The sequence below is a fragment of the Actinocrispum wychmicini genome (assembly GCF_004345645.1).
Classification (GTDB): domain Bacteria; phylum Actinomycetota; class Actinomycetes; order Mycobacteriales; family Pseudonocardiaceae; genus Kibdelosporangium; species Kibdelosporangium wychmicini.
Window position 1 is genome coordinate 684041 of record NZ_SLWS01000005.1, and the last position, 25753, is coordinate 709793.

The window sequence follows — 25753 nt, forward strand, 5'->3', positions numbered from 1 at the left end:
CGCCGACGTACTTGTCCCAGCGGAGGCGGCATCATGACCGCCCAGGCAGATGTGGACACGGCCGGCGGCGGCACCGGGCAGACTCCGTTGCTCGAGGTCACCGACCTGGTCAAGACCTTCCCGGTGCGCGGCGGCGGGATCATCCCCCGGACGATCGGCCAGGTGCACGCCGTCTCAGGGGTGAGTTTCGCGGTCCAGCCCGGCGAGACCCTCGGCCTGGTCGGCGAGTCCGGGTGCGGCAAGTCCACCACCGGACGTGCCGTGCTGCAGCTGCACCGGCCCACCTCGGGGTCGGTGCGGTTCGACGGCCGCGAGCTGACCACGATGGGCAACCGGGACATGCGTGTCATCCGCAAGGACATGCAGATCGTGTTCCAGGACCCGTACGCGTCGCTGAACCCGCGCTGGCGGATCAATGACATCGTGTCGGAACCGTTCAACATCCACGGGTTCGACGGCAGCGGCGCCGCGAAGCAGGAGCACGTCGACGAACTGCTCCGGCTCGTCGGCCTGAACCCGGAGCACCGCAACCGGTACGGCCACGAGTTCTCCGGCGGCCAGCGGCAGCGCATCGGCATCGCGCGGGCGTTGGCGTTGAACCCGCGGCTGGTGGTGCTCGACGAGCCGGTGTCCGCTTTGGACGTCTCGGTGCAGGCGGGTGTGGTGAACCTGTTGGAGGAGCTGCAGGAACGCCTCAACCTCACCTACCTGTTCGTGGCGCACGACCTGTCCGTGGTGCGGCACATCTCGCACCGGGTGGCGGTGATGTACCTCGGCAAGATCGTGGAGATCGGGCCGCGGGAGGACATCTACAACCGGCCGACCCACCCGTACACGCAGGCGCTGCTGTCCGCGGTGCCGGTGCCGGACCCGCGGCAGGAACGCCAGCGGCAGCGGATCGTGCTCAAGGGTGACGTGCCCAGCCCGGTGAACCCGCCGTCGGGCTGCCGGTTCCGGACCCGGTGCTGGAAGGCGCAGGACATCTGCGCCACCGAGGAGCCGAAGCTGGTCGCGCACGGCTCGGGTGGGCTGGTGTCCGCGTGTCACTTCGCCGAGGAGCGGGACGTCCTGTAGGGACACCCGTCACCTAGGCTGTTGCGCGTGACGCTGACTGCTCCACCCCGGTTGTTGCTGGTGCACGCCCATCCGGACGACGAGAGTCTCTGGACGGGCGGCACCATCGCCCGGTATGCCGCGAACGGCGCCCATGTCACGTTGGTGACCTGCACGCTCGGCGAGGAGGGCGAGATCATCCCGGATGGTCTCGCCCTGCTCGCCGCGGCCGAGGCGGACCAGCTCGGCGGGTACCGCAACGGTGAGCTGCGGGCCGCGTGCGCCGCGTTGGGCGTCGTCGACCACCGTTATCTCGGTGGCATCGGCCGGTGGCGTGACTCGGGCATGGTCGGGGTCGAGTCGAACGGCCATCCCCGGGCGTTCGTCCAGGGCTCGACGGACGAACAGGTCGACGCGCTGCTGGCGGTGTTGCGGGACGTCAAGCCGGACGTCGTGGTGACGTACGGCCCGGACGGCGGCTACGGGCATCCGGACCACATCCGTGCGCACGACATCACCATGGCGGCGTGCGCGCAGGCGGAGGTCGACCGGATCTTCCATGTGGTGACGTCCAAAAAGGCCACTGACGCGGGGGTCGGCGAACTCGCCGCGGTGCCGGACCTCCCGTTCCGGCTACCCCGCCCGGGTGAGCTGCCGGTGACCGACGACGGTGTGATCACCACGGTCGTCCCGGTCGCCGACCACCTGGACGCGAAGCTTCGGGCGCTGCGCGCGCACCAGACCCAGATCTCGGTGTGGCAGAACGATTCCGGCTGGTCGTGTTACGCGTTGTCCAACGGCATCGCACAGCCCATTGTGGACTCTGAGTACTACGTGCTGGCCGCGGGGCGTGCTGCGGGCGCGGCCACGGACCTGTTCGGCGGCCTGTGATGCGCGGTCGGGACTGGGCGTATCTGGTGTGGCTGGTCGTCTGCAGCCTCTTCCTGGCCGCGTTCGAAGTGCTGTACCTGCCGTTGCGGTTCGACGGCTACCTGTTGCCGATGCTGTGGGGCGGTTTCCCGTTCCCGATCACCGCGGTGGTCGCGTTGCTGACCGTGCCGATGTTCGTGCGACGCGCGGGCCAGTTGTCGCCGAGCCTCGCCATCGCGGGTGCGCCATTGGCGGCCTGGCTGCTGATCGTGCTCGTCTCGGCGTTCAGCGGGCCGGGCGGTGACATCGTGCTGATCCCGGACTGGCGGGCGCTGCTGTTGCTGGGAGGCGGCTCGCTCGCCGGTGCGGTGGCCCTCGGTGGCGTCATCGGCCGAGCCGCCCGGCGATGAAGCTGACGGTTCTCGGCAGCTGCGGGGCGTGGCCCGAGCCGGGCCGCGCGTGCAGCGGGTTCCTGCTTGAGCACGAAGGGTTCCAGCTGGTGGTCGACCTCGGGTTCGGGGTGGCGTCCAGGCTGTTCGAGCACTGCCCGGCCGAGGCGCTGGACGCCGTCGTCATCACCCATGAGCACCCGGACCACTGCGTCGACCTCAACGCCGTCCTCCGCGCCCGCTACTACGCCGAAGCCCCGCGGATCCCGCTGTTCTGCACACCAGGCGTGGTCCAGCGGCTCAGCGCGGTCGAGCCGAGGCCGCCGCTGGCGGCGAGTTTCGACATCGTCGACCTGCCCGGGAGTCACGAGGTCGGACCGTTCCGGCTGACCGGGGTCCTGTTGCCGCATCACGTGCCCAACGCCGGTGTCCGGCTGACCACAAAGGACGCCACGGTCGCGTACACCGGCGACACCGGGCCGGACCCGGCGCTGGCCGAGTTGGGCCGCGCGGCCGACCTGTTCATCGTCGAAGCGACCCTGACCACCCCGCAGGACGGTCCGCGAACGCTGATGACCGCCCGGGAGGCCGGCCGTTGGGGCGCCCGCGCCGGCGCGAAGAGGCTGATGCTGAGCCACTTCTGGCCGGGCAGCGACCGGGCCCAAGCGGTCCGGGACGCCGCCACCGAGTTTCCCGGTGCGGTGATTTGTGCGGAAGAGGGCGCGAGTGTCGCTTTCCCAGCCGCCCACCAGGGTCGTGAAACACACCCCTGAACTGGTCCGATACCCCCCGCGAAAAGCCGGTGCGGCCGTTACCATCCGCTCATGACTCAACCGGCTCAGCCGCAGTTCCCGATCCTGCTCTCGACCATGAACGACCTGCCGGGCTACCGGGTGGTCCGGGTGTTCGGCGAGGTGTTCGGCCTCACCGTGCGCAGCCGAAACATGTTCTCCAACATCGGTGCCGGCTTCAAGGCGATGGCGGGCGGTGAGTTGAAGGGCCTGTCGAAGCTGCTGTCCGACTCCCGCAACGAGGCGCTCGGCCGGCTGTGCGCGGAGGCCATGGCCTTCGGCGCCAACGCCATTCTCAGCATGCGGTTCGACTGCAACGAGATCGCGCAGACCGCCAGCGAGATCGCGGCGTACGGCACCGCGGTGTACGTCGTCCCGGACGGCGCCCAGCCGCAACAGCAGGCCGCGCCGGCACAGCAGGCTTACCAGCAGCAGCAACAGGGCTACCCGCAGCAACAGGGCTGAGTCAGGGGATCCAGTAGCGGTACCGGTGGTGCTCGACGCAGCCAAGCGTCGAGTACAGCCGGATCGCGGCCGTGTTGCCGATGGCGACCTGCAACGCCTGCCGACGCGCGCCTTTCCCGGCCGCCCACGTGTACAGCACCCGCAGCAGCCCCGCCGCCAGACCGAGCCGCCGGTGGCTGGGCCGCACAGCCAGTCGGGACACGTGCAGCAGGTCCCCGACCACCGCGCCACGGACAGCGCCCACAGGCTGGTTGTCGCCGTAGACGACGCCGTATCCGACGCCTGGCGTGGAGCTGAGCACGTGCCGTTGCGCCGCTGTCGGCGTCTGCGTTCCAGCGGCCAGCTCCCACCACTCGTCCGACGGCGTGTCCAGTACCGCCGCCCCTGGGTGCGAGCCCGCGACAAGTGGACCGGTCATCACGAGCGACTCCGCGCCGCCCGGATGGTCCGTGTTCACCGCCCAACCGGACCGGTCGATGGCGGCCTCGGCGGGGGAGCCCATGATCACGTGCGCGCACGGCCTGATCCCGTGCACCTCGGCGAAATCGACGGTCCGGCGCAGCGCCTCGGCGACGTCGACACCGGGATCGCCCGTGGTCAGCGTGCTGTTCGCGCGTCCGGTGAACCCACCCGCGGCACGCATCCGCCAGTCGCCCAACGGCTCGTCGACCAGCGCCGGCCACGCCGCCGCGCACAGCCTGTCCAACCGGGTGATCTCGTCCATACCAGGATTCTGAGCTGAGACGCAGGTCACCCATTGGTGACCGGGTACAGGTCCAGCGCGCTGACGGAGGATACTGACGCGAGACGCGCTCCCGAACGCGCGTATCAAGACTGCTGGGAGAAGGAGCAGAGCACCGTGACCTACGTCATCGCCGAGCCCTGCGTCGATTTGCTCGACAAGGCGTGCATTGAAGAGTGCCCCGTCGACTGTATTTACGAAGGCGACCGGATGCTCTACATCCACCCGGACGAGTGCGTCGACTGCGGTGCCTGCGAGCCGGTGTGCCCGGTTGAGGCCATCTACTACGAGGACGACGTTCCCGACCAGTGGAAGGAATACACCAAGGCGAACGTCGACTTCTTCGACGAGCTGGGCTCGCCCGGCGGGGCCTCCAAGGTGGGCAAGGTCTCGGCCGACCCGCAGTGGATCAAGGACCTCCCGCCGCAAGAGACCGAGCATTGAGGCTGCCCGACTTTCCCTGGGACTCGCTGGCCGAGCACGCGACGCGGGCGAGGGCGCATCCGGACGGCCTGGTCGACCTCTCGGTGGGCACACCGGTCGACCCGGTCCCGGACAGGATCAGGGCCGCGCTGGCGTCAGTCTCCGACCGGGCCGGGTATCCCACCACGCACGGCACCCCGGAGCTGCGTCAGGCGGCAGTCGAGGCATTGGGACGGCGATACGGCGTCGGCGGTGTCGACGCCGTATCGGTACTCCCGACGATCGGCTCCAAGGAGTTGGTCGCGTGGCTGCCGACGTTGCTCGGGGTCCGCGCCGGTGACCTCGTCGTCATCCCCGAACTGGCGTACCCGACGTACGAGGTCGGCGGGCTGCTCGCCGGGGCCGAGGTGGTCCGGGCCGACGGCCTGACCGCGCTCGGGCCACGCCGCCCGGCGATGGTCTGGCTGAACTCGCCGTCCAACCCGACCGGCCGGGTGTTGCCGGCCGAGCACCTGCGCAAGGTCGTCGACTGGGCCAGGGAACGCGGCACGACCGTGGTGTCCGACGAGTGCTACCTGTCGTTGGCCTGGGAGGCCCGGCCGGTGTCCGTGCTCGACGCGGGCGTGAGCGGCGGGTCGCACGAGGGGATCCTCGCGGTGCACTCGCTGTCCAAGTCGTCCAGCCTGGCCGGCTACCGGGCCGGGTTCGTCACCGGCGATCCCACCCTGGTCGCCCGGCTGCTGGCGGTGCGTAAGCACGCCGGCATGATCGTGCCGCGCCCGGTGCAGGAGGCCATGACGGCCGCGCTGTCCGAAGACTCCCATGTCGACGTCCAGCGCGAGCGCTACCGTGCCCGCCGGACCGTGCTGCGCCAGGCCTTCGAGGGGGCCGGGTTCCGGATCGACCACTCCGAGGCCGGCCTGTACCTGTGGGCCACCCGAGGTGAGGACGCCTGGCAGACCGTGGCGTGGTTGGCCGAACGCGGCATCCTTGTCGCGCCCGGCACGTTCTACGGTCCGACCGGCGCCCAGCACGTCCGGGTGGCGCTCACGGCCACCGACGAGCGGGTCGCCTCAGCGGCCGAGCGTCTCTGAGAACTCGTCCACGGCCGCCCACTTGTCCCGCCACTGCGCGCGGAAGGCGAGGCGGCGGGCGTGTTCCCGTTCGACCAGCCGGCCGGCGACGAAGATCACCTCGGGATCCTCGTGCTCGACGAGCAGCCGGCGGATGGTCTCCTCGGCGACCGCCGCGTCCTGGTGCTCGCCCAGCACCTCCTGGAACCCCTTGGTGGCCTTGACCAGGTCGTTCGCCGGCCGGCCGACCAGTTCGGCGGCATAGCGCAAACGCTTGCCCTTGATCCGCAGGGCGTGCAGGTCGTCGTCGGGCGGGTCCTCACCGAGGGCGGCCACGGCTTTGCGGAGCTTGCGGTACGGCTTCAGGATCACGTCGGTCATCGCGGTCGCGCGCTTGCTGTTGGTAGCGCCGGGCTCGGAGTTCGCGGCGGCCGCAAGGGCCGCCAACAGGGCCGTGTACCGCTTCGAGCGCAGTGCGGCGAGCATCCGCCGGCGAGCCGTCTTGCGTTCCGCGATCAGGCCGGCGAGCAGGCGTTCGACCGCGGCGCGCTCGTCATCCTCGAACAGGGCCGCCTCGGCCCGGAGACGGTCGAGTTGGACGTCGAGGTCACGCACCGGGCCGAGGACGTTGCCGAGCCATTTCAGCTCGGTCTGCAGATGCTCGGCCGCGTCGCCGAGCCCGGCACCTTCGGCGTTGATGGCCGCGCGCAGCCGCCGGACGGCAACCCGCATCTGGTGCAGGTCCTCCGGGTCGAGTCCGGACCGGGTACCGGACTCGTACTCCAGCAGCGCACGCAGTTGGGAGTCCAGCCTGACGCGCACATGGACGGCAGGCGGATCCTTACGTCTGGCGGTCGAAGGCTCGGGCGCGAGCCCGAGGTCGACCGGCGTCAGGAATGTCGTCACCTAGTGAATCTTAGGTGAACAGAAAGTGTGCTTACTCGGTCAATCGTTGGCGTGAAGTGCCGCGTTCAGGTGAACGCCGACACTGTTTCGCTCCACGACCTCCACCGCACCGGTGCTGGAGTTGCGCCGGAACAGGATGCCGTCCGAGCCACTGAGGTCCCGCGCCTTGACCAGCCGACCGTCCGGAAGGGACACCTTGGTGCCGGCGGTGACGTACAAACCGGCCTCCACCACGCAGTCGTCCCCGAGCGAGATCCCGATCCCGGCGTTGGCCCCGACCAGGCACCGCTCGCCGACCGTGATGACCTCCTTGCCGCCGCCGGACAACGTCCCCATCACCGACGACCCGCCACCGACATCCGACCCGTCGCCGACCACGACGCCCTGTGAGATTCGTCCCTCCACCATCGAGGACCCGAGCGTGCCGGCGTTGTAGTTCACGAAACCCTCGTGCATGACGGTCGTGCCACTCGCCAGATGCGCGCCGAGCCGGACCCGGTCGGCGTCCGCGATCCGGACCCCGGCGGGAACCACGTAGTCGACCATCCGCGGGAACTTGTCGATCCCGTGCACGGTGACCGCGCCCCTGGCCCGCAACCGCATCCGCGTGGCCGCGAAGTCCTCGACCGGACAAGGCCCATGGTTGGTCCACACCACGTTCGCGAGCAGCCCGAAGATGCCGTCCAGGCTCACCGTGTTCGGCCGGACCAGCCGGTACGACAGCAGGTGCAGCCGGAGGTAGACGTCGTACGCGTCATGCGGGGCGTCCGCCAGCGAATCGATCCCTGTCCGGACCGCGATCACCTCGACCCGCCGGTCGTCGTCCGGCCCGAGCAACGCGGAAACCCCGGTCCCCAACTCCTCCGCGGCGTCCTGCTCGGACAGTCGCCGCGTCCCCGCCGTCGGCGGTTCACCCAGCTTGGGCTTGGGAAACCACGCGTCCAGCACAGTCCCGTCATCGGCGACGGTGGCCAACCCGACCGCGGCGGCCCCGCCCGTGTTCAACTCCTGCTCACTCACAGACCAACGGTAACCAACGCCCGCTCAATCGCCAGCGAACGGGTTGCGAATGGTCACCGTGCCGAACTGTCGCCCGTCCTGCAGGTCCTCGGACAGCAGCGTGGTCGCCCCCGACCGAAGCGCCGCCTCGATCACCAGCGCGTCCCACCACGACACGCTGTGCCGCTCGCACAGCATGCTCGCGGACACGAGCAGTTGCGTGTCGGTGTTCATGACGCACCACTCGCCGTAGGCCGCGACGATGTCCCTCGCTTCTCGGTGCGACATGGCGGGTTTGAGTTTCCTTGTGGCAACTGAATAGAACTCCTGCAGCACCTGCGTGCTGAGCGTGCCGGTGTCGGTCTCCCACAGTTGTTGGAGAGACTCCTGAGCGATCTTGTACTTGCCCGCCTGGCCCTTGTCGTGGGCGTAGATCAAGATGTTGGTGTCGATGAAGGTGAAGTTCAACGGTCGTAGAGTTCCTCACGTGTCCAGGTGACGCCGCCGCGATCGACGGCGCTGTCCATTGCCTTGAGCGCGCGTGTTTTGGCCTCTTCGTACCGTTGTCGATCCGAGGTCATCTTCGTCACATAGTGCGCCAGTAGGCTGCTGACCGATGTGCCACGTTTCGCGGCGAGGACCTTGGCTTCTCGGACGACTTCCTCGTCGAGTTGGATCGTGAGATTTCTCTTCATGAGCACAGTATGACACGTGCTCCACGCGACAATCGCGTGCCGTAGCGTTTGACTGGTGACCCTTGAACTGGACCTCGCCGCTGATCCTGTTGATCTCACCGTCGCCCTTGTGGACGTCCCGAGCGTCTCCGAGACCGAGGGTGAGCTGGCCGACACCGTCGAGCGGGCCCTGCGCAAGCTCGACCACCTTGAGGTGCTGAGGTCCGGCAACACGGTCCTCGCGCGGACCAACCTGGGCCGGGACTCCCGGGTCGTGTTCGCCGGGCACATCGACACGGTTCCGATCAACGACAACCACCCGTCCCGGCGCGAAGGCGACATCCTGCACGGCTGCGGCACCGTGGACATGAAGGGCGGGGACGCGGTCATGCTGCATCTCGCCGCGACCGTCACCGAGCCGGCCAGGGACCTCACGTTCGTGTTCTACGACTGTGAGGAGATCGAGGCCGCGCGCAACGGGCTCGGGCGGGTCGAGCGGGAGCACCGGGAGTGGCTCGACGGCGATCTGGCTGTGGTGTGCGAACCGTCGAACGGGGTGATCGAGGCGGGCTGCCAGGGGACCATGCGGGTGGAGGTCCGGGCCACCGGCAAGCGGGCGCACACGGCCAGGGGGTGGATGGGTGTCAACGCGATCCACGCTCTGGGCGAGGCGTTGACCCGGTTGAACGAGTACCGGCCGCGCGTTGTGGACATCGACGGTTGTGAGTACCGCGAAGGGTTGCAGGCCGTGAAGATCTCGGGTGGGGTCGCCGGGAATGTCGTGCCGGACGAGGCGGTGCTGGGGGTCAACCACCGGTTCGCGCCGGACCGCACGCCAGAGCAGGCCGAGCAGCACCTGCGCGCGTTGTTCGAGGGATTCGACGTGACCGTGACGGACTTCGCCGCGGGTGCGTTGCCCGGCCTGAAAGCCGCCGCGGCCCAGGAGTTGGTGCTGGCCGCCGGGGGAGCGCCGGTGGCGAAGCTCGGGTGGACGGACGTGGCCAGGTTCGCCGCGTTGGGCATGCCCGCGGTGAACTTCGGGCCGGGGGACCCGACGTTGGCGCACACCCAGGAGGAGCATGTCCACATCGGCCAGATCCGGGACTGCGCGACCGTGCTCAAGCAGTTCGTCATGCCGAAACCGGCAGGTCACCGGATGGACGGTGGCGGACAACTAGAATCGAGCCAATGACGATAAATGAGGATCGCCCCAGGGAGAAGCAACGGGGCCCGGTGACCCTGCGGCGGGAGCGCAGCGACGAACCGACCACCACTGACCAGCGTCTGCTGGACTCCCGCGGCCCGTCCGACTGGGTGCACACCGATCCGTGGCGGGTGATGCGGATCCAGGCTGAGTTCGTGGAGGGCTTCGGCGCGCTCGCCGAGGTGCCCCGCGCGGTCACGGTCTTCGGGTCCGCCCGTACCCAGCGGGACCACCCGGACTACCAGCTGGGGCTGGACATCGGCAAGGCGCTCGCCGAGGCCGGGTTCGCCGCGATCACCGGGGGCGGCCCCGGTGCGATGGAGGCGGTCAACCGGGGCTGTTCGGAGGCCGGTGGCCTGTCCATCGGGCTGGGCATCGAGCTGCCGTTCGAGCAGGGCCTGAACCCGTGGGTCGACCTGGGTGTGAACTTCCGGTACTTCTTCGTCCGCAAGACGATGTTCATCAAGTACGCGCAGGCGTTCATCTGCCTGCCCGGCGGGTTCGGCACCCTGGACGAGCTGTTCGAGGCGCTCACGTTGGTGCAGACCAAGAAGGTGACCAAGTTCCCGATCGTGCTGTTCGGCACCGAGTACTGGGGCGGGCTGCACTCGTGGCTGCAGGACACGGTGTTCAAGAGCGGCAAGATCGGTGAGAAGGACCTGGCGCTGGTGCACGTCACCGACAGCGTCGAGGACGCGGTGAGCGTGGTCGAGGACGCCTACCGGGCGTGGGAGGAAGTCCACTAGTGCGCGTCTGTGTCTTCTGCGGTTCGGCGACGGGCACCGGGACGCGGTACATGGACGCCGCGGCGGACCTGGGGAGGCTGCTGGCGTCCCGGGGGATCACGTTGGTGTACGGCGGCGCGCGCGTCGGGTCGATGGGGGCGTTGGCGGACGCGGCGATGGCCGCGGGCGGGAAGGTGATCGGCGTGATCCCGGCCGGCCTGTTCTCACAGGAGACGCCACACACCGACCTGACCGAGCTGCACGTCGTGGACACCATGCACGAGCGCAAGGCGAAGATGGCCGAGCTGGCGGACGGCTTCCTGGCGTTGCCCGGCGGCATCGGCACGCTTGAGGAGCTGTTCGAGGTGTGGACGTGGGCCCACCTAGGCATCCACGACAAGCCGATCGGCCTGGTCGACCTGGACGGCTTCTACCGGCCGCTGGTCACCATGGCCGACCACATGGTGGCCGAGGGCTTCCTGAAGCCGGCGACCCGGTCGATGATCGAGATCTCCGACGATCCCGCGATCCTGCTGGACAAGTTCGCCCGCGTGAACTGACGCTCACGCGGGCGGTCCGATTCACCGATCACATGTCACGGTCGTCGCTGCGCGAGATCACGCAGCGTGCTGATCGCGGGCGCGAAAGCATAGATCGTCCCCTCCGTCCGAACAAATTGTGCGAAATGCAGTGGCTTGCCGTCCGGAACCGTGTCGAGCTTCAGGTTCACGTCACTGTCCTGGCCGATCACCGGGTCTTTTCCGTTCTGGCCGGGCGGCGGGAATCCGGTGTTGTTGATCCACGCGCTCTGCAGGAACTCGAACTGGAACGCCAGATCCGACATGTAGGCGACGAAAACGAGGCCGCGGTCGGCGTCCGGCCCGTGCCCCGGCCCGGCGGCCGGGTCGAACGGCTGGCCGTACGGAATTCCCCGGCGGATGATCCGACGGGTGTCCGCGACCTTGTGGTCGGGACCGAAATGATCACGTGGGTTGGTTTTGCGGATATGCGCGAAGACCGGGGTGGTGTGGCCTTCCTTGTCGTCGGCGTAGCTGATCAGGTTGTCGTCGGGCGCGCCGGGCTTCGTCGGCGGCTCGGCGTTCGGGTTGTGCGCGACGGACGCGCCGGAACGCCACCGCCCGACCGCACGCGCGGCCACCCATTCCGCGCCCGAGCCGACCGGCAGTTCCACCCCGGCCTGATCGAGGGTCCTGCGCGCGGCCGCCACCTGCGCCCACCACGCCGGCACGTCCTGCGCGAGCCTGCGCACCACCTGGAACGAGCCGTTCTTCGCCCACTCCGGCAGGCCCGGGTCGGGCCGCTGGAGCAGCGGCAGGCCCACCACGAACTCCCCGGCCGGCACGATCCTGGTGCCCGGCTTGCCGGCCACCTGCTCGGGGTGGTCCGGGTCGGGGCGGTCGAAGTCGGCCACCCCTGGGTTGCTGATGCCGTCCTTGAACCCGAAGTGCTCGTGGCCCTTGCGGTCGCCCGGCAGGGTGGCGCCGACCTGTTCGAACACCACGGTCAGCCCGCCGTGCGCCGCGGCCACCCGCAGCTCGGACGCGCGAACCTCAAGCAGTTCCCTGCTGTCCGACGCCACGGTCAGCACCGCGTGCACTGGTTGGTCCGCACGTCCGAACAGCCAACGCTCCGGCGCGCTTTCGCCGCCGTCGCCGTTGATGTCCGCCCGCGCGGAGGCGCCCAGGACGAACGCCTTGACGCCGTCCTGGGTCTGGTCGGGAAACGGTTCCGTACCCATCAGGAATTTCAGGCCGGAATAGGTCAGGCTGAGGTTCACCCAGGTCGCTCGCAGCCCAACCGGATCGGTGCCGGCGAGATTCCGCCGCGCCGCACTGAAATCGTTGTTGAAAGCGGCCACCTGGCGAGTGGTCGCGAGCTGCGGAATCAGCCGCGCGAGCCATTGCCGGACCGGTGCCGGATCGTCCGGGAAACGCAGCAGGACCACGGTCTCGTGGTCTTTCCGGAACCCCGCGAGCACATCACCCTGGATCTCGTCGGAGTGCCGCAGCGGCAGATTTCGGGCAGCGGCGTCCGACACATCATCACTCATCGTGAATCCCCCTTGTGGCGGGTGGACAGCGCTCCCTTTTCGCTGCCTCCCTACTTCCAGTGAGCCAAAGGGGGCGCACCGCTTCAAGGTGATTCACTCGATCGGGGTAATATTAGTCCAGTTGGCCCGACCGGATACGACTGAAAGCGTGCGATGCCTACGCTGCGTCGGGGCGCTTGTGATACGTGTCGACGTATTCCTGACCGGACAGCTCCATGATCGTGTACATGATCTCGTCGGTCACCGCCCGCCGGATCGCGGGGGACGCGGCCATCCCGTCGTAGCGGGTGAAGCTGAGCGGCTTGCCGATCCGGATGGTCACCCGGCTGGGCTTCGGGAACCGCTGGCCGGGCGGCTGGATCCGGTCGGTGCCGATCAACGCCACCGGCAGCACCACCGCGTCGGTGGTCAGCGCGAGCTGGCCGACGCCGGTGTGGCCGCGGCCGAGCCGCAGGTCCCGCGACCGGGTGCCCTCCGGGTAGATGCCGAACACCTGGCCCTTCCGCAGCACCTCGGTGGCCACGTCCAGGGCGGCGAGCCCGGCCCGCGCCTGGCCGCGTTCCACCGGGATCTGGCCGATCGCGCGCATGATGCCCGCGCGCGTCCGGGCGATGGGCGAGCGGCCGACGAAGTACTCCTCCTTGGCCAGGAAGTTCACCTGGCGCGGCACCACCAGCGGGATCACGAAGCTGTCGAACACCGACAGGTGGTTGCTCGCCAGGATCACCGCGCCCTTGGCCGGGAAGTTCTCCAGGCCTTCCACCGTCGGGCGGAACACGACCTTGAACACGCCGCCGAACAAAGCCTTGAGCACGCGGTAGAGCACTGTGATCCTCCTGCGGTGGGGTGCACACAACTCTAACGGCCCACGTCGAGTCCCCGGTAAAACACTGGTTGCGCTCAGTGACTTCGCGGTAGCCGTGGCACGATCGTTGCGTGCACGCCCTTCGGTTCGGTGATCGACCGGTCCCGCAAGACCGCGCCCTGGTGATGGCGATCGTCAACCGAACGCGGGATTCCTTCTACGACCGCGGCGCCACCTTCGCCGACGACGCGGCGATGGCGGCCGTGGGAGCCGCCATCGCGGACGGAGCGGACATCGTGGACATCGGCGGGGTACGCGCCGGGGCGCACGGCGAGATCGTGGACGCCGACGAGGAGGCGCGGCGCGTGGTGCCGTTCGTGGCCGCGGTCCGCGACCGGTACCCCGACATCGTGATCAGCGTCGACACCTGGCGGCACGAGGTGGGCCGCGCGGCCGTGACCGCCGGGGCGGACCTGCTCAACGACACGTGGGCCGGCGCGGATCCGGCGCTGGCCGAGGTAGCGGCCGAGTTCGGGGTGGGGATCGTGTGCTCGCACACGGGCGGCGTGGCGCCGCGCACCGACCCGCACCGGGTGCGTTACCGGGACGTCGTGGCCGAGGTGGCGGCCGAGCTGGTCGGCCGGGCCACCCGGATGGTCGAGATCGGCGTGCCGGCGGACAGCGTGCTGATCGACCCGACGCACGACTTCGGCAAGAACACGTGGCACGGGCTGGAGTTGCTGCGCCGGCTGGACGAACTGGTCGCGACCGGCTGGCCGGTGCTGATGGCGTTGTCCAACAAGGACTTCGTGGGCGAGACCCTCGGCGTCGGCCTGGCCGACCGGGTGGACGGCACGCTCGCGGCCACGTCGGTCGCGGCGTGGACGGGCGCCAGGGTGTTCCGGGCGCACGAGGTCAGGCAGACCCGCCGGGCGGTCGAGATGGTGGCCAGCATCGCCGGCACCCGGCCGCCGGCCCGGGTGCTGCGCGCGCTGGCATGACCACAGTGGACAGTCGCTTGTGGACTATCGACGGTCCAGCACCAGCCGGTGGTCGTCGCTGTCCGGGTGGTGCGGGTTCGGCGTGGTGATGCCGCTGCGCCGGAACCCGAGCTTGGCGTAGAAGCGCTCGGCCGCCGGATTGGTCGACGCGACCATCGCCCACAGCGTCAGGTCATGGTCCTGGGCCCAGGTCACGACCGCGCCCACGACCTCCGCGGACAGCCCGGTGCCACGGGCGCTCGGATGCGTCCACACGCCCACCAGTTCGCCGTCGCCGTCCGGCAGCGTGATGCCTGTCGCGATGGCCTGCAGCTTGCCGTCCCGGTGGCCGAAGAACGTGTGCGAGTCGGCCAGCCGGCGCCGCCACTCCGCCTCGGCCAGGCCGAGCTCCCGGTCCAGGGTGGAGCCGAACGCCTCGGGGGAGTCGGTGAGTGCCGCGATCCGGATCTCCCGATAGGCCGACCACTGGTCCGGCCCGGCGAGCGTAACGTTGTTCACACAGGTGACCATAAGCCCTTGAACCCGTAGAGTCGCTACGTATGAAGCCGGATGTGCTGCGGGGACATCTTGACGCGCTGCTGCTCGCCACTCTGGACGGCACGCGACTGCACGGATACGCCATCATCGAGGCGTTGCAGCTGCGCAGCGGGGGTGCGCTGGACCTGCCGACGGGCACGGTGTATCCCGCGTTGCGCCGGCTGGAGCGGGCCGGGTACGTGGCCAGTGAGTGGAGCACTGTGTCCGGCCGCCAACGCCGTACCTACCATCTGACCAAGGCCGGGCAACGCGCGCTGATGCAGGAGCGCACGGCATGGCGCGAGTTCACGGCCGCGATAGAGGGCGTACTCGGGGAGGGGCCATGGCCGGTGCAGGCGTAATAGACGACTACGTCACCGATCTGGACGGACGGTTACGTGGCAGCAGGCGCGCCAAGCTGGACCTGTTGGCCGAGGCCCGCGACAGCCTGCGGGACGCGGCCGAGTGCTACCGCGAGGGCGGGCTCCACGAGCACGACGCCGAATGCCAGGCAGTGCGCGACTTCGGCCCCGCGTCGGTCATCGCCCGCGACTACCAAGCCGAGCTGGCCGCCGCGTACGGCGCACGGACCCTGTGGTCGATCTTGTTCGTCCTCCCGGTCGTGCAGTTGCTGTGGGAGGCGACCCGGGTCGGCCCGCTCGACCCGGTGCCGGCCTGGTCGTACCCGTTCACGCAGTTGAACAACGGCATGACGTGGGCGGTCGCGGCGATCACCGCGTTGGCGTTGTGCGTCGGCCGGTTCTGGGCGCGCAGGGCCGCGGACAACCGCACGATCGCCAAGTGCGCCGCGGGCATCTCAGCCGTCACGGTCGGCGCGTCCGTGCTGGCGACGAGTGCGCTGGTGGTCGCGACGGCGATCTTCGAACCGCAGCGGCTGTACGTGTCGCCGGTGATCTTCGCGCTGAGCCTGGTCGGCGTGGCCGCGGTGGGCAGGCTGGCCGTGATGGCCCGGCGTACCGCGTTGTTCTGCGTCTGACGACCGGCATTGGTGGCAAGATTGCCGGGTGACCACCGCGTTGTTCTACCTCGTCGTCATGGTGTTCGTGGCGGCCGTGGTGTTCCTCCTGGCCTCGGTGCTGTTCGGCCGGGGCGAGGAGTTGCCGCCGCTGCCGCCGGGCGCGTCCCCGACCAGGCTGCCCGCCGACGACGTGACCTCGGACGACCTGAGAAATGTCCGGTTCCAGCTGGTGCTGCGGGGGTACAAGATGTCCGAGGTGGACTGGGTGCTGCGGCGCCTGGGCACCGAACTGGACGACCTGCGCGCGCACGTCGCGGATCTGGAACACAGGCTTGAGGAACGGGCGGCCGCGGAGTGACCGAGAAGAAGCGTTGTGCATGGGGTGACTCGACCCCCGAGTACGTGAAGTACCACGACGAGGAGTGGGGTGTCCCGCTGCGCGGCGAAACGGCCATGTACGAACGGATGTGCCTGGAGTCGTTCCAGTCCGGCCTGTCCTGGATCACGATCCTGCGCAAGCGCGAGAACTTCCGCCGCGCCTTCGCCGGGTTCGACCCGAAGCTGGTGGCCGAGTTCACCGAGGACGACAAGGCGCGGCTGATGGCGGACGCGTCGATCGTGCGCAACCGCGCCAAGATCGACGCGGCGGTCCGCAACGCCGGCACCGTGCTCGACCTGGACACACCGCTCGACGAGCTGCTCTGGTCGTTCGCGCCGAAGCGGCACCGGCGGCCGCGGACCATGGCGGACGTGCCCGCGGTGACCGACGAGTCGAAGGCCATGGCCAAGGAGCTCAAACGGCGGGGTTTCGTGTTCCTCGGACCGACCACGTGTTACGCGTTGATGCAGGCGACCGGGATCGTCGACGACCATATCGCCGCCTGTTGGCTGGCGAAGTGAAATGGCCGCCGAATTCAATCCGGACACCGTGACCAGCTCGTTACCAACCACTAGAACAATCGTTCCGGCGTGTCGCACTTCGGCGTGTCGCCCTCGCGCGGGCTGGACCTGGAATCCGTCACACCTGGTCGGCGAGTGGTAACCAAACGACACGCAAAAGATCGGTTCGATTTCGTCGCGGTGAGTGGATAGGAGAGAATGGCACTAACCGCGGTTGGCAGCCCGATCGCGGTGGGCAGGCTATGACGGAGGGAGCACGCTATGGCGGCCATGAAGCCCCGGACCGGTGACGGTCCCCTCGAGGTGACCAAGGAGGGTCGGGGCATCGTGATGCGCGTCCCACTGGAGGGTGGTGGGCGACTCGTCGTGGAGATGTCACCGGACGAGGCCAGTGCCCTGGGGGACGCGCTGAAAGCCGCTGCCGGCTGACGCCTGGAAAGAACCACTCCAGCCCCGGTGTCCACTAGGGAGCCGGGGCCGCGTCACATCAAGTCCGAGGGGGCCCTGAGTTGCGTATGCCGGCATTACCGAGCCCGTTGCCTGAGATCGAGGTGACCGCGGCGGCCCGTCGTGGCCTGCCGCTGGTGGTGCTGGCGCGAGCCGGCGACGACGATCTCGCGCCGCTGCTCGGTCCTGGCGGCGCGGACCTCGGGGCGGACTGGGCGACCGCGGTGGGCCTGACCGGCAAAGCCGGTGAGGTGCACACCGCGGCCACCCAGGGCGCGGGTGTCCGGTGGGTGGCCGGGATCGGCGACGGCGAACCGCGGCAGTGGCGCAAGGCAGGCGCGGCGTTGGTGCGCGCCTTCGAGACCCGCGCGTCGACCGAGGCCGACGCCGGCCGCCGGGTGCCGAGGGCACTGCAGTTGACGTTGCCGCCGGAGGCGGGCGAGGAGGAGGTCACCGAACTGGTGCTCGGCGTGAGCCTGGGCGGCTACCGGTTCAAGCTGACGAACACCGCGCCGAAGCCACGGCTGCGCGCACTGCGGCTGGTGGCGGGTGAACCGAGCCAGTTGGAACTCCTGCGTACCGCCGTTGAGCGGACGCTCGCGTACGCGGCCGGCACGGTCGCCACCCGCGACATGGGCAACACCCCGTCGAACATCAAGGATCCGGCCTGGCTGGCGCAGACGGCCGTCAAGTTGGCAGCGGACGTACCGGGCCTGCGGGTGTCGGTGTACGACGAGCGCTGGATGGCCGCACAGGGTTTCGGCGGCGTCCTCGCGGTCGGCGGCGGCTCGTCCCGACCGCCGCGGTTCGTGGTCCTGTCCTACCGCCCCTCTCGTTCGGCCGGTCCGCACATCGCGTTGGTCGGCAAGGGAATCACGTTCGACACGGGCGGCATCTCGATCAAGCCCGCGGACGGGATGCAGTGGATGCGGACGGACATGGCCGGCGGCGCGGCCGTGATCTCGGCCCTGGTCACCGTGGCCCGCCTCGGCCTGCCGGTCCGGGTCACCGGCCTGGTGCCGATCGCGGAGAACCACGTGTCCGGCTCCGCGTACCGACCCGGCGACATCGTCCGCCACTACGACGGCCAGACCACCGAAGTGAGCAACACGGACGCCGAAGGCCGAATGGTCCTCGCCGACGCGTTGGGCTACGCGGTGCGGAACATCGGCCCGGACCTGATGGTCGACGTGGCCACCCTGACCGGCTCGATGAAGATCGCGCTCGGCACGCGGACCGGCGGCGTCTTCGCCACCGAGGACGACCTCGCCGCCCGGATCGTCGAAGCCGGCGCCCGCCGCGGCGAAGCCTGGTGGCGGATGCCGTTGCTGGCCGACCACGAGGACGCGGTCGTCAGCGAGGTCGCGGACTGGCAGCAGTGCCCGCCCGGTCCGGGCAGCATCACGGCCGCCCTGTTCCTGCGGAAGTTCACCGGTGGCCTGCCGTGGGCCCATCTGGACATCGCCGGACCGGCCCGGTCGGAGAAGGTCGTCGACGAGATCGTCCCTGGCGCGACGGGTTTCGCCACCCGAACCTTGGTCGAACTGGTCGCCTCCTACCAGACTCACGACACCTGATCGGGGCCGTTGAGGAGGGCGTAGTCGCGGAAGGCCCGCACGGCCGGCGCCATCTGGTTGTGGGCGGGCCAGGCCAGGGCCACCAGTCGGCCGGCCTTGGGGGTGACCGGGATCTCGACCAGCCCGGGGATCGGTTGGTCGGTGACCGGCAGCAGGGCGACGCCGAGGCCGGCCGAGACCAGGCCGCGGACGGTGTCGATTTCCTGGCCCTCAAAGGCCATTCGGGGGATGAAGCCGGCTGTCGCGAACAGGTCGTCGGTGATCTGGCGCAGGCCGAAACCGTGTTCCAGGCCCACGAACTCCTCGCCGGCCAGTTCGGCGATGCGGACCCGGGACCGGCCGGCGAGGCGGTGGGTCTCGGGCAGGGTCAGCATCAGTTCCTGATGTCGCATCGGTGCCCACCGCACTGCCGGGTCGTCCGGTGGGGGACCGAAGAACGCCAGGTCCACCTCGCCGGCGCGGAGCCGGGCGAGCACTTCGTCCCGGGAGGACTGCACGAGGCCGAACCGCACCCGGGGGTGTCCGGTCCGGAACGCGCGGACCAACTCGGGGACCAGGGACCGGCCGAGCATGTGCAGGAAACCGAGGACGACCCGGCCGCTGTTCGGGTCGACTTCCTCAGCCACGCGCCGGGTTCCCGCCTCAAGCGCGCCCATGGAAGCCGTTGCCGCGTTCACGAGTAGGTGGCCCGCTCGGGTCAGCCTGATCCCTCGGCCGTCCTTCACGACGAGCGGCGCGCCCACCTCTTCGCCCAGTGCGGCCAGCCAACGGCTGATCGTGGGTTGGGGCACGCCCAGACGTTCGGCCGCGCGGGTGACGTTGCCCTCGACGGCAAGCGCGCGCAGCATCGCCAGCCGCGGCGCGATCGCCGTGGCCAGCCATTCATACGCGGGGGTATCAATGACTCGATAGTGCCGTATTGGACGGATGAATTCCATGTTCCTACCGTGAATGCCCGTGGACAGGATTACGGTCGGGGTCGCCGCCGGCGGACTCGCGAGTTTCGCCCTGCTGTACGCACCCCAGCCGGTGTTGCCGCAAATCGCCGCCGAGTACGGAATTCCGCCCGCCCAGGCCTCGCTCACCGTCGGGGTCGCGACCGGCGCATTGGCGCTGGGTGTGATCCCGCTTTCACTCCTGTCGGAAATCACCGGCCGCCGGCCCGTTCTCCTCATGTCGGTGGTCGTCGCGGCCGTGGTCGGCCTCGTTGTGCCCTTGGTCCCGTCGTTTGGCGTCCTGGTGGCGCTGCGCGCCGTTCAAGGTCTCGCGCTTGCCGGTTTTCCCGCTGTGGCAATGGCTTATCTGGCCGAGCGGGACCGGATAAACGCCATTGGCATGCTCATTGCCGGCAACACGTTCGGCGGCATGGTCGGTCGGCTCGTCGCCGGCCAGGTCGGCACCTGGCGGGCGGGCACGGCGGTGGTCGCCGTCCTCGGGGCGCTGGCCACGGTCGTGCTCGTGGTGACGCTGCCCAAAGGCGACCCTCGGCCGGTCCGAACCAAGATCCACCTGAAGCCGGCCGTGCGCAAGCCGATCCTTCTGGCGCTCTACGCCGTCGCGGTCCTTGGCATGGGCGCGTTTGTGGGCTTGTACAACGCCATAGGGTTCCGGCTCGCCGCGCCGCCGCTGTCGCTGAGCCCGCAAGTCGCATCCCTGGTGTTCGTGGCGTACGCGATCGGCGCGTTCAGTTCGGCGACCGTGGGGCGTATGGCTGACAAACGACGCGCGCTGTTCGCGATGCTCCTCCTGGCAGCGGTCGGCGCGATCGTGACGATTCCGACGAACATCGTGCTGGTGGCCATCGGATTCGCCCTGTTCACCGCTGGATTCTTCGCGGTGCACGCGGCCGCCAGCGGATGGGTGAACCAGGTCGCGACGGACAAAGGCCCCGCGTCCGGCCTGTACTCGGGCAGTTACTACGCCGGGGCGTTCGTCGGCGGCACCGCCGGGACGAGCATCTACGCGGCGTGGGGCTGGGTGGCGTTGGTCGCGGCGTCGGTCGGCTGGCTGTCGCTGGCCGCCGCCGGTGTCTGGCTGGCCGGCCGGCGGAAGACCCTGTCCAGCGCGAAGAACTTGAGCAGGAAGACCGGGGCGCCACTGGCGACGTAGGTGATGATCAGGCTGAGCGTCTTCCAGCCGTGGTCGGCGATCAACGGGTCGAGCAGCCAGTCCATCAACGTCGTGATGGCGACGGACAACGCGCCGCCCGCGGCGGTCACCACGACATAGGCGACGATCTCGGTCCTGCGCCCGGCGCTGCCCGTGTTGCCCCAAGCCCACCTTCGAATGAGCAGGAAGTGCGGCACCGCGCCCACCAGGAACGCGATGGTGCTCGCTGTCATCGCGCCGGAATCCCAGACGCCATACATGACCAGCAGCACCACCTGGCTGATGCCCGTCGCCAGCAGCGAGGCCATCGAGTACCTGGTGAAAATCCTGCTCACAGCACGAGACTTCGCCTCAGTCACTGAGGACACTCTCAGACAGGACGGACCGGTAGACATCGACGGTCTGTTCCGCGACGGTCGCCCACGAGAACTCCCGCACGGCCCGTTCGCGCCCCGCCGCCCCCATCGCCTTGGCCCGTTCGGTGTCTCTGAGCAGGGCGTTCACCGCGTTCGCGAGGCCCTCCCGGTAGGCCTCGGAGTCGTGCTCGTCGTAGTGCACGAGCAGTCCCGTGCGGCCGTCGTCGACGACTTCCGGGATCCCGCCGACGTCGGACGCGACCACGGCTGTGGCGCACGCCATGGCCTCCAGGTTCACGATCCCGAGCGGTTCGTACACCGACGGGCACACGAACGCGGTCGCGTGGCTCAACACCTGCAGGACCTCGGCCGGCCGCAGCATCTGCTGGATCCAGAACACGCCGGCCCTGGACTCCGCCAGCTCGGCCACTGCCCGCCGGGTCTCCTCGGCGATCTCCGGCGTGTCCGGCGCGCCCGCGCAGAGCACCAGCTGCGCGTCCGGGTCCATCCGGTGTGCGGCCGCGACCAGGTGCCCGACACCTTTCTGCCGGGTGATCCGGCCGATGAACGCGACGATCGGTAAGTCCGGGTCGATGCCGTAGTGCTCAAGCGCGTCGGTCTCGACGACCGGGTGGTACGCGGACGTGTCGATTCCGTTGCGTACTACGTGCACTCGCGCGGGGTCGAGCACCGGGTAGCAGTCGAGAACGTCCGTCCGCATGCCGTCGCTGACGGCGATGATCGCGTCGGCGGCCTCGTAGGCGGTGCGCTCCACCCACGATGACAACCGGTACCCGCCCCCGAGCTGCTCGGCCTTCCACGGCCGGCGCGGTTCGAGGGAATGCGCGGTGATCACATGCGGCACGCCGTGCAGGAGCTTGCCCAGGTGCCCGGCCATGTTGGCGTACCAGGTGTGGGAGTGCAGCAGTTCGACGCTTTCGGTGGCGGCCGCCATCAGGACGTCCACGGACAGCGTCCGCAGGGCGGCGTTCGCGTGTTCCAGGCCCGGGCCGGGATTGTGCGAGAACGCGTCCTCCCGCGGGCCACCGAAACAGTGCACGTCCACGTCGACGAGCTCACGCAGGCGCGGCACCAGAAAACCCACATGGACACCGGCACCGCCGTAGATCTCCGGCGGGTACTCGCGCGTCAACAGACCGATTCGCACAGGTGGTAACGGTAGTTGCTGTAGTTGCCGGAATCCTGCACCCGGGTGAACGTCACGCCAAAGGTCGCCGGCTGGGCATTTCGATCTGGCCGTGATCGCGGTGGCCGGGCTAGTGTCCGTGGCGTGAAAGGCCAGCCGTCTGTCCTCGGAATCGTGCTGGCGGGCGGGGAAGGCAAGCGCCTCTGGCCGCTGACCGCCGACCGTGCCAAGCCCGCGGTGCCGTTCGCCGGCAACTACCGGCTCGTCGACTTCGTACTGTCCAACCTGGTCAACGCCGGCTTCCACAAACTGTGCGTGCTGACCCAGTACAAGTCCCACTCGCTGGACAGGCACATCTCCACGACCTGGCGCCTGTCGAACATCCTCGGCCAGTACGTCACCCCCGTCCCGGCCCAGCAGCGGTTGGGCAAGCGGTGGTACACGGGCAGCGCGGACGCGATCTTCCAGTCGCTGAACCTGGTGAACGACGAACGCCCGGACCACATCGCGGTGTTCGGCGCGGACCACGTGTACCGGATGGACCCGTCCCAGATGGTTGAGGGGCACATCGAGTCCGGCATGGGGGTGACCGTGGCCGGGATCCGGGTGCCCCGCGCGACCGCCCGGTCGTTCGGCTGCATCGACTCGGACGTGACCGGCCGGATCACCAAGTTCCTGGAGAAACCCCAGGACCCGCCGCACGTACCGGGCGAGGAGGACGTCACGTTCGCCTCGATGGGCAACTACGTCTTCCGCACCGAGACCCTGGTCGAGGCGCTCCGCGCGGACGCCGCCAACCCCGACTCCGACCACGACATGGGCGGCGACATCATCCCCATGCTCGTGGACGACGGGACCGCGGCGGTCTACGACTTCGACGACAACGAAGTGCCCGGGGCGACCGAACGCGACCGGGGCTACTGGCGGGACGTCGGCACCCTGGACGCGTACTACGACGCCCACATGGACCTGGTCTCCGTCCACCCGGTCTTCAACCTGTACAACATGGCCTGGCCGATCCGGACCGCCACGCCGCCGCTGCCGCCGGCGAAGTTCGTCAACTCGGGCACCGCGGTGGAGTCGATCGTGGGCCCGGGGACGATCGTCTCCGGCTCGTCCGTCCGTGAATCGGTGGTCAGCGCGGACGTGGTGATCGACGACGGGGCCGTGGTCGAGGGGAGCGTGCTCCTGCCTGGCGTTCGCGTGGGCAAGGGCGCGGTGGTCCGCCGAGCGATCCTGGACAAGAACGTGATGGTGGCCGACGGCGCCCAGATCGGCGTGGACCTGGAGGCCGACAAGGAGCGCTACACGGTCAGCGCCGCCGGCATCATCGTGCTCGGCAAGGGCACCCGGGTCGAGTGACCAGGATCACGTGTTCTTGGCGGCCACCAGCAGGCCGTCGCCCACCGGCAGGAGCGACGGGACCAGCCGGTCGTCGTCCTTGACCAGGCGGGTGACCTCGCGCAACGCCATGGTGTCCTGCTCTCGGTCAGCGGGGTTCGCCACGCGGCCACGCCACAGGACGTTGTCGAAGGCGATGACCCCGCCCGGCCGCAGCAGCCGGACACCCTGCTCGTAGTAGTTCGGGTACTCGGTCTTCGCCGCGTCCACGAACACCATGTCGTAGGCGGCGTCGGTCAGCCGGGGCAGCACGTCCAGGGCCCGGCCCATGATCAGCCGGGTCCGGCTGGGGCCGAAGCCGCCGGCCGCGTACGCGCGTTTCGCCGCGATCTGATGCTCGGGCTGCACGTCGATCGAGGTGAGCACGCCGTCCGGGGCCATCCCGCGCAGCAGGTAGACGCCGCTCAGGCCGGCGCCCGTGCCCACTTCGACGACGGCCTTCGCGCGCAGGGTCGCGGCCAGGAACTGCAGAGTGGCGCCGCCGGCCGGGCCGATCGGCACACAGCCGAGCTCCTGCCCGGCGGCTCTGGCGGCGAGCAGCGGTTCGTCCTCGGCCAGGTAGTCTTCGACGTAGTTCCGCAGCCCGGCCGGCCATTCGGGTGTCACGACATGCGACATTAGCGGTCGGGTGGCCGAATCCGGTGGCGCCAGACCGCCGGAATTCTCAGGTTCTCCTCAGCCGCTTCTCACCCCACCCCTAACAGCGTCAGCGAAGCTGTCGACAACAAGGGGAGTCTCGTAGCCGAAGTGGGGAACACCGTGAACGAAACCGCCGTTAGCGATATCAGTGGGCAGTTGAGTCCGCGGGAGGACACCGACTTCATGACGAGCCAAACAGACGCCGTCGCGTTGGCCGAGCCCGTCGAGCTGGGCGACCAGCCGACGTGGACGCCGCCGACGTGGGACGAGGTCGTCCGTGAGCACGCCGACCGGGTGTACCGGCTCGCGTACCGGCTGACCGGCAACACGCACGACGCCGAGGACCTCACGCAGGAGACGTTCATCCGGGTGTTCCGGTCGCTCGCCTCCTACCGGCCCGGCACGTTCGAGGGCTGGCTGCACCGGATCACCACCAACCTGTTCCTGGACATGGCGCGCCGCCGCTCGCGGCTGCGCATGGAGGGCCTGCCCGACGACACCGACCGGCTGGCCGGCGACGACCCGTCGCCGGAGCAGGTGTACACGGAGACCCACCTGGACCCGGACCTGCAGGAGGCGCTGGACGACCTGCCGCCGGAGTTCCGGGCCGCGGTCGTGCTGTGTGACGTGGAGGGCCTGTCGTACGAGGAGATCGGTGCGACCCTGGGCGTCAAGCTGGGTACTGTGCGCAGCAGGATCCACCGTGGCCGCCAGGCGCTGCGCGCCTCTCTTGAGCGCCGCCGCGAGATGACTCAGGAGGCGTCCGCATGACCGCACTACGCGGCTGGGGTATGCCCGAGCAGCATCTGTTGCCGGACGCCGTGGTGGCGTTCGTGGACGGTGAGCTCGCGGCGAACGCGCACGACCGGGTGATGGCGCACATGCGCAGCTGCCCATCGTGTGCGGCGGAGATCACATCGCAGCGCCAGGCCCGCGCGGTCGTCCGTTCGGCGGACGCGCCTTCGGCGTCGTTGGGGCTGCTGGCCGCCCTCCAGGCGATCCCGCAGAACACCGAGCTGCCCGGCATGCCCGACGAGCTGGCGGTGACGGCGGACGGCCAGTTGGTGACCGTCCAGCGGCCGGACCGGGCCGCCAAAGCCCCGTTGGGTTCCAGCCCGCCGTTGGGGTCGTCGCCCCGTCTTGGCCAGGGTCCCTCGGTCCTGGGCCGCGGCCGCCGCACAGCGCAGGGAGCCGGCGTGGTCGTGTCGGGTCTCGTGCTCGGCGCGTTGGCCTTCGTCGCCCCCTCCGGAGCGCCCGCGGCAACGAATGACACGTCGGCCCGCCAGCAGCGGATACCCGTACATGCCGCGGTACCCGCGGCCGTGCCTGTCCTGGTCGGGATCGGTCCGATGATTCGCTGAGACCTTGGCCTGTTGGTGGACGAGTCCCCTGATCCTTGGGGGACTCGTCGTCATGTCCGGGTCCCTGAAGTCGGCCGCACCGCGTTCCTGAACCGTTGGGCTTTGCCTCTTACCGGGCTTTCACCAGCCC

Annotated in this window: 32 protein-coding genes and 1 pseudogene; 21 read left to right on the forward strand and 12 right to left on the reverse strand. The window is 69.4% G+C overall.

Going from position 1 to position 25753, the window contains the following annotated elements:
- Positions 1 to 33 precede the first annotated feature (33 nt).
- The 5 genes from EV192_RS25170 to EV192_RS25190 are packed head-to-tail and all read left to right on the forward strand — an operon-like array spanning position 34 to position 3568.
- Positions 34 to 1074, forward strand: a complete 1041-nt coding sequence (locus EV192_RS25170; protein ID WP_132119407.1) for an ABC transporter ATP-binding protein — start codon at positions 34 to 36, stop codon at positions 1072 to 1074.
- A gap of 27 nt (positions 1075 to 1101) precedes the next feature.
- Positions 1102 to 1944, forward strand: coding sequence for an N-acetyl-1-D-myo-inositol-2-amino-2-deoxy-alpha-D-glucopyranoside deacetylase (mshB, locus tag EV192_RS25175; RefSeq protein WP_132119409.1), 843 nt, complete (start codon positions 1102 to 1104; stop codon positions 1942 to 1944).
- Entirely contained in the window at positions 1944 to 2333 is a 390-nt protein-coding gene (locus EV192_RS25180; RefSeq protein ID WP_132119411.1) for a hypothetical protein, read from the forward strand. Before mshB ends, EV192_RS25180 begins: the two co-directional genes overlap by 1 nt.
- Positions 2330 to 3085 carry an MBL fold metallo-hydrolase gene (locus tag EV192_RS25185; RefSeq protein ID WP_132119413.1) on the forward strand — a complete coding sequence of 252 codons (756 nt, stop codon included), beginning with the start codon at positions 2330 to 2332 and terminating at the stop codon, positions 3083 to 3085. The genes EV192_RS25180 and EV192_RS25185 overlap by 4 nt, the downstream gene beginning before the upstream one ends.
- Positions 3086 to 3136: 51 nt before the next feature.
- Complete coding sequence (locus EV192_RS25190; protein ID WP_132119415.1) at positions 3137 to 3568, forward strand: YbjQ family protein; 432 nt, start codon at positions 3137 to 3139, stop codon at positions 3566 to 3568.
- A 1-nt stretch (position 3569) separates the two neighbouring features.
- Here the strand turns inward: EV192_RS25190 and EV192_RS25195 are convergent, their stop codons facing one another.
- A complete protein-coding gene (locus tag EV192_RS25195) occupies positions 3570 to 4292 on the reverse strand; it encodes a GNAT family N-acetyltransferase (protein WP_132119417.1) in 723 nt (240 codons plus the stop codon).
- A gap of 135 nt (positions 4293 to 4427) precedes the next feature.
- Between EV192_RS25195 and fdxA the strand changes: the two genes are divergently transcribed.
- Positions 4428 to 4754, forward strand: a complete 327-nt coding sequence (gene fdxA / locus EV192_RS25200) for a ferredoxin (protein ID WP_132119419.1) — start codon at positions 4428 to 4430, stop codon at positions 4752 to 4754.
- Positions 4751 to 5827 carry a succinyldiaminopimelate transaminase gene (gene dapC, locus EV192_RS25205; protein ID WP_207926222.1) on the forward strand — a complete coding sequence of 359 codons (1077 nt, stop codon included), beginning with the start codon at positions 4751 to 4753 and terminating at the stop codon, positions 5825 to 5827. Before fdxA ends, dapC begins: the two co-directional genes overlap by 4 nt.
- On the opposite strand, the gene EV192_RS25210 is transcribed toward dapC, so the two are convergent.
- Genes EV192_RS25210 through EV192_RS25225 form a run of 4 tightly spaced genes read right to left on the reverse strand, consistent with a single transcriptional unit; the run spans position 5807 to position 8406 of the window.
- The gene (locus EV192_RS25210; protein WP_243727055.1) at positions 5807 to 6712 is read right to left on the reverse strand and encodes a CHAD domain-containing protein; all 906 of its coding nucleotides are present in this window, start codon (positions 6710 to 6712) and stop codon (positions 5807 to 5809) included. The genes dapC and EV192_RS25210 overlap by 21 nt on opposite strands.
- Before the next feature lie 39 nt (positions 6713 to 6751).
- Positions 6752 to 7732 carry a 2,3,4,5-tetrahydropyridine-2,6-dicarboxylate N-succinyltransferase gene (gene dapD, locus EV192_RS25215; RefSeq protein ID WP_132119421.1) on the reverse strand — a complete coding sequence of 327 codons (981 nt, stop codon included), beginning with the start codon at positions 7730 to 7732 and terminating at the stop codon, positions 6752 to 6754.
- A gap of 24 nt (positions 7733 to 7756) precedes the next feature.
- A complete protein-coding gene (locus tag EV192_RS25220; protein ID WP_132119423.1) occupies positions 7757 to 8179 on the reverse strand; it encodes a PIN domain-containing protein in 423 nt (140 codons plus the stop codon).
- Positions 8176 to 8406, reverse strand: coding sequence for a DUF6364 family protein (locus tag EV192_RS25225; RefSeq protein WP_132119426.1), 231 nt, complete (start codon positions 8404 to 8406; stop codon positions 8176 to 8178). Before EV192_RS25225 ends, EV192_RS25220 begins: the two co-directional genes overlap by 4 nt.
- A gap of 55 nt (positions 8407 to 8461) precedes the next feature.
- Here EV192_RS25225 and dapE point away from each other — a divergent pair, with 55 nt between their 5' ends.
- Genes dapE through EV192_RS25240 form a run of 3 tightly spaced genes read left to right on the forward strand, consistent with a single transcriptional unit; the run spans position 8462 to position 10874 of the window.
- Positions 8462 to 9577, forward strand: a complete 1116-nt coding sequence (gene dapE / locus EV192_RS25230; protein ID WP_132119428.1) for a succinyl-diaminopimelate desuccinylase — start codon at positions 8462 to 8464, stop codon at positions 9575 to 9577.
- Complete coding sequence (locus EV192_RS25235) at positions 9574 to 10335, forward strand: LOG family protein (protein ID WP_132119430.1); 762 nt, start codon at positions 9574 to 9576, stop codon at positions 10333 to 10335. The genes dapE and EV192_RS25235 overlap by 4 nt, the downstream gene beginning before the upstream one ends.
- Positions 10335 to 10874: an LOG family protein gene (locus EV192_RS25240; RefSeq protein ID WP_165960588.1), complete on the forward strand. Its 540-nt coding sequence runs from the start codon at positions 10335 to 10337 to the stop codon at positions 10872 to 10874. The genes EV192_RS25235 and EV192_RS25240 overlap by 1 nt, the downstream gene beginning before the upstream one ends.
- A gap of 35 nt (positions 10875 to 10909) precedes the next feature.
- Here EV192_RS25240 and EV192_RS25245 read toward each other — a convergent pair whose 3' ends face one another.
- Both EV192_RS25245 and EV192_RS25250 read right to left on the reverse strand, forming a co-directional pair.
- Positions 10910 to 12385, reverse strand: a complete 1476-nt coding sequence (locus EV192_RS25245; protein WP_132119432.1) for a Dyp-type peroxidase — start codon at positions 12383 to 12385, stop codon at positions 10910 to 10912.
- Positions 12386 to 12542: 157 nt separating this feature from the next.
- Complete coding sequence (locus EV192_RS25250; protein ID WP_132119434.1) at positions 12543 to 13211, reverse strand: lysophospholipid acyltransferase family protein; 669 nt, start codon at positions 13209 to 13211, stop codon at positions 12543 to 12545.
- 110 nt (positions 13212 to 13321) lie between these two features.
- Between EV192_RS25250 and folP the strand changes: the two genes are divergently transcribed.
- A complete protein-coding gene (gene folP / locus EV192_RS25255) occupies positions 13322 to 14191 on the forward strand; it encodes a dihydropteroate synthase (protein ID WP_132119436.1) in 870 nt (289 codons plus the stop codon).
- 24 nt (positions 14192 to 14215) lie between these two features.
- Here the strand turns inward: folP and EV192_RS25260 are convergent, their stop codons facing one another.
- A complete protein-coding gene (locus EV192_RS25260; protein ID WP_165960589.1) occupies positions 14216 to 14689 on the reverse strand; it encodes a GNAT family N-acetyltransferase in 474 nt (157 codons plus the stop codon).
- Positions 14690 to 14730: 41 nt separating this feature from the next.
- Here EV192_RS25260 and EV192_RS25265 point away from each other — a divergent pair, with 41 nt between their 5' ends.
- From EV192_RS25265 to EV192_RS25290, 6 genes are all read left to right on the forward strand, one after another.
- The gene (locus EV192_RS25265) at positions 14731 to 15069 is read left to right on the forward strand and encodes a PadR family transcriptional regulator (RefSeq protein WP_132119440.1); all 339 of its coding nucleotides are present in this window, start codon (positions 14731 to 14733) and stop codon (positions 15067 to 15069) included.
- A complete protein-coding gene (locus tag EV192_RS25270; protein ID WP_132119442.1) occupies positions 15051 to 15704 on the forward strand; it encodes a permease prefix domain 1-containing protein in 654 nt (217 codons plus the stop codon). Before EV192_RS25265 ends, EV192_RS25270 begins: the two co-directional genes overlap by 19 nt.
- A 28-nt stretch (positions 15705 to 15732) precedes the next feature.
- Positions 15733 to 16044 (forward strand): DivIVA domain-containing protein, encoded by a 312-nt coding sequence (locus EV192_RS25275; RefSeq protein ID WP_132119444.1) that lies wholly within the window; start codon positions 15733 to 15735, stop codon positions 16042 to 16044.
- Positions 16041 to 16586, forward strand: coding sequence for a DNA-3-methyladenine glycosylase I (locus EV192_RS25280; protein WP_132119446.1), 546 nt, complete (start codon positions 16041 to 16043; stop codon positions 16584 to 16586). Before EV192_RS25275 ends, EV192_RS25280 begins: the two co-directional genes overlap by 4 nt.
- 261 nt (positions 16587 to 16847) lie before the next feature.
- Positions 16848 to 17015, forward strand: coding sequence for a DUF3117 domain-containing protein (locus tag EV192_RS25285; RefSeq protein ID WP_084429709.1), 168 nt, complete (start codon positions 16848 to 16850; stop codon positions 17013 to 17015).
- Between the two features lie 86 nt (positions 17016 to 17101).
- Complete coding sequence (locus tag EV192_RS25290) at positions 17102 to 18610, forward strand: leucyl aminopeptidase family protein (RefSeq protein ID WP_424923378.1); 1509 nt, start codon at positions 17102 to 17104, stop codon at positions 18608 to 18610.
- On the opposite strand, the gene EV192_RS25295 is transcribed toward EV192_RS25290, so the two are convergent.
- Complete coding sequence (locus EV192_RS25295) at positions 18598 to 19548, reverse strand: LysR family transcriptional regulator (RefSeq protein ID WP_132119450.1); 951 nt, start codon at positions 19546 to 19548, stop codon at positions 18598 to 18600. The two genes, EV192_RS25290 and EV192_RS25295, sit on opposite strands and share 13 nt — an antisense overlap.
- 13 nt (positions 19549 to 19561) lie before the next feature.
- On the opposite strand from EV192_RS25295, the gene EV192_RS25300 reads away from it, so the two are divergent.
- Entirely contained in the window at positions 19562 to 20719 is a 1158-nt protein-coding gene (locus tag EV192_RS25300; protein ID WP_132119452.1) for an MFS transporter, read from the forward strand.
- Between the two features lie 47 nt (positions 20720 to 20766).
- On the opposite strand, the pseudogene EV192_RS57160 reads toward EV192_RS25300, so the two are convergent.
- Together EV192_RS57160 and glgA are read right to left on the reverse strand one after the other, a co-directional pair.
- Positions 20767 to 21114 (reverse strand): annotated as a pseudogene (locus EV192_RS57160) (GtrA family protein); the annotation flags it as partial.
- Positions 21071 to 22243, reverse strand: coding sequence for a glycogen synthase (gene glgA, locus EV192_RS25310; RefSeq protein WP_132119456.1), 1173 nt, complete (start codon positions 22241 to 22243; stop codon positions 21071 to 21073). The pseudogene EV192_RS57160 and the gene glgA, both read right to left, overlap by 44 nt.
- 123 nt (positions 22244 to 22366) lie before the next feature.
- Between glgA and glgC the strand changes: the two genes are divergently transcribed.
- On the forward strand, positions 22367 to 23584 hold the full coding sequence (gene glgC / locus EV192_RS25315) for a glucose-1-phosphate adenylyltransferase (protein WP_132119458.1): 1218 nt from the start codon (positions 22367 to 22369) through the stop codon (positions 23582 to 23584).
- 6 nt (positions 23585 to 23590) lie between these two features.
- On the opposite strand, the gene EV192_RS25320 is transcribed toward glgC, so the two are convergent.
- Positions 23591 to 24229 (reverse strand): O-methyltransferase, encoded by a 639-nt coding sequence (locus EV192_RS25320; RefSeq protein ID WP_243727057.1) that lies wholly within the window; start codon positions 24227 to 24229, stop codon positions 23591 to 23593.
- 216 nt (positions 24230 to 24445) lie between these two features.
- On the opposite strand from EV192_RS25320, the gene sigE reads away from it, so the two are divergent.
- Positions 24446 to 25033 (forward strand): RNA polymerase sigma factor SigE, encoded by a 588-nt coding sequence (gene sigE / locus EV192_RS25325; protein WP_132119462.1) that lies wholly within the window; start codon positions 24446 to 24448, stop codon positions 25031 to 25033.
- A complete protein-coding gene (locus tag EV192_RS25330) occupies positions 25030 to 25623 on the forward strand; it encodes an anti-sigma factor family protein (protein ID WP_132119464.1) in 594 nt (197 codons plus the stop codon). Before sigE ends, EV192_RS25330 begins: the two co-directional genes overlap by 4 nt.
- Positions 25624 to 25753: the final 130 nt, after the last annotated feature.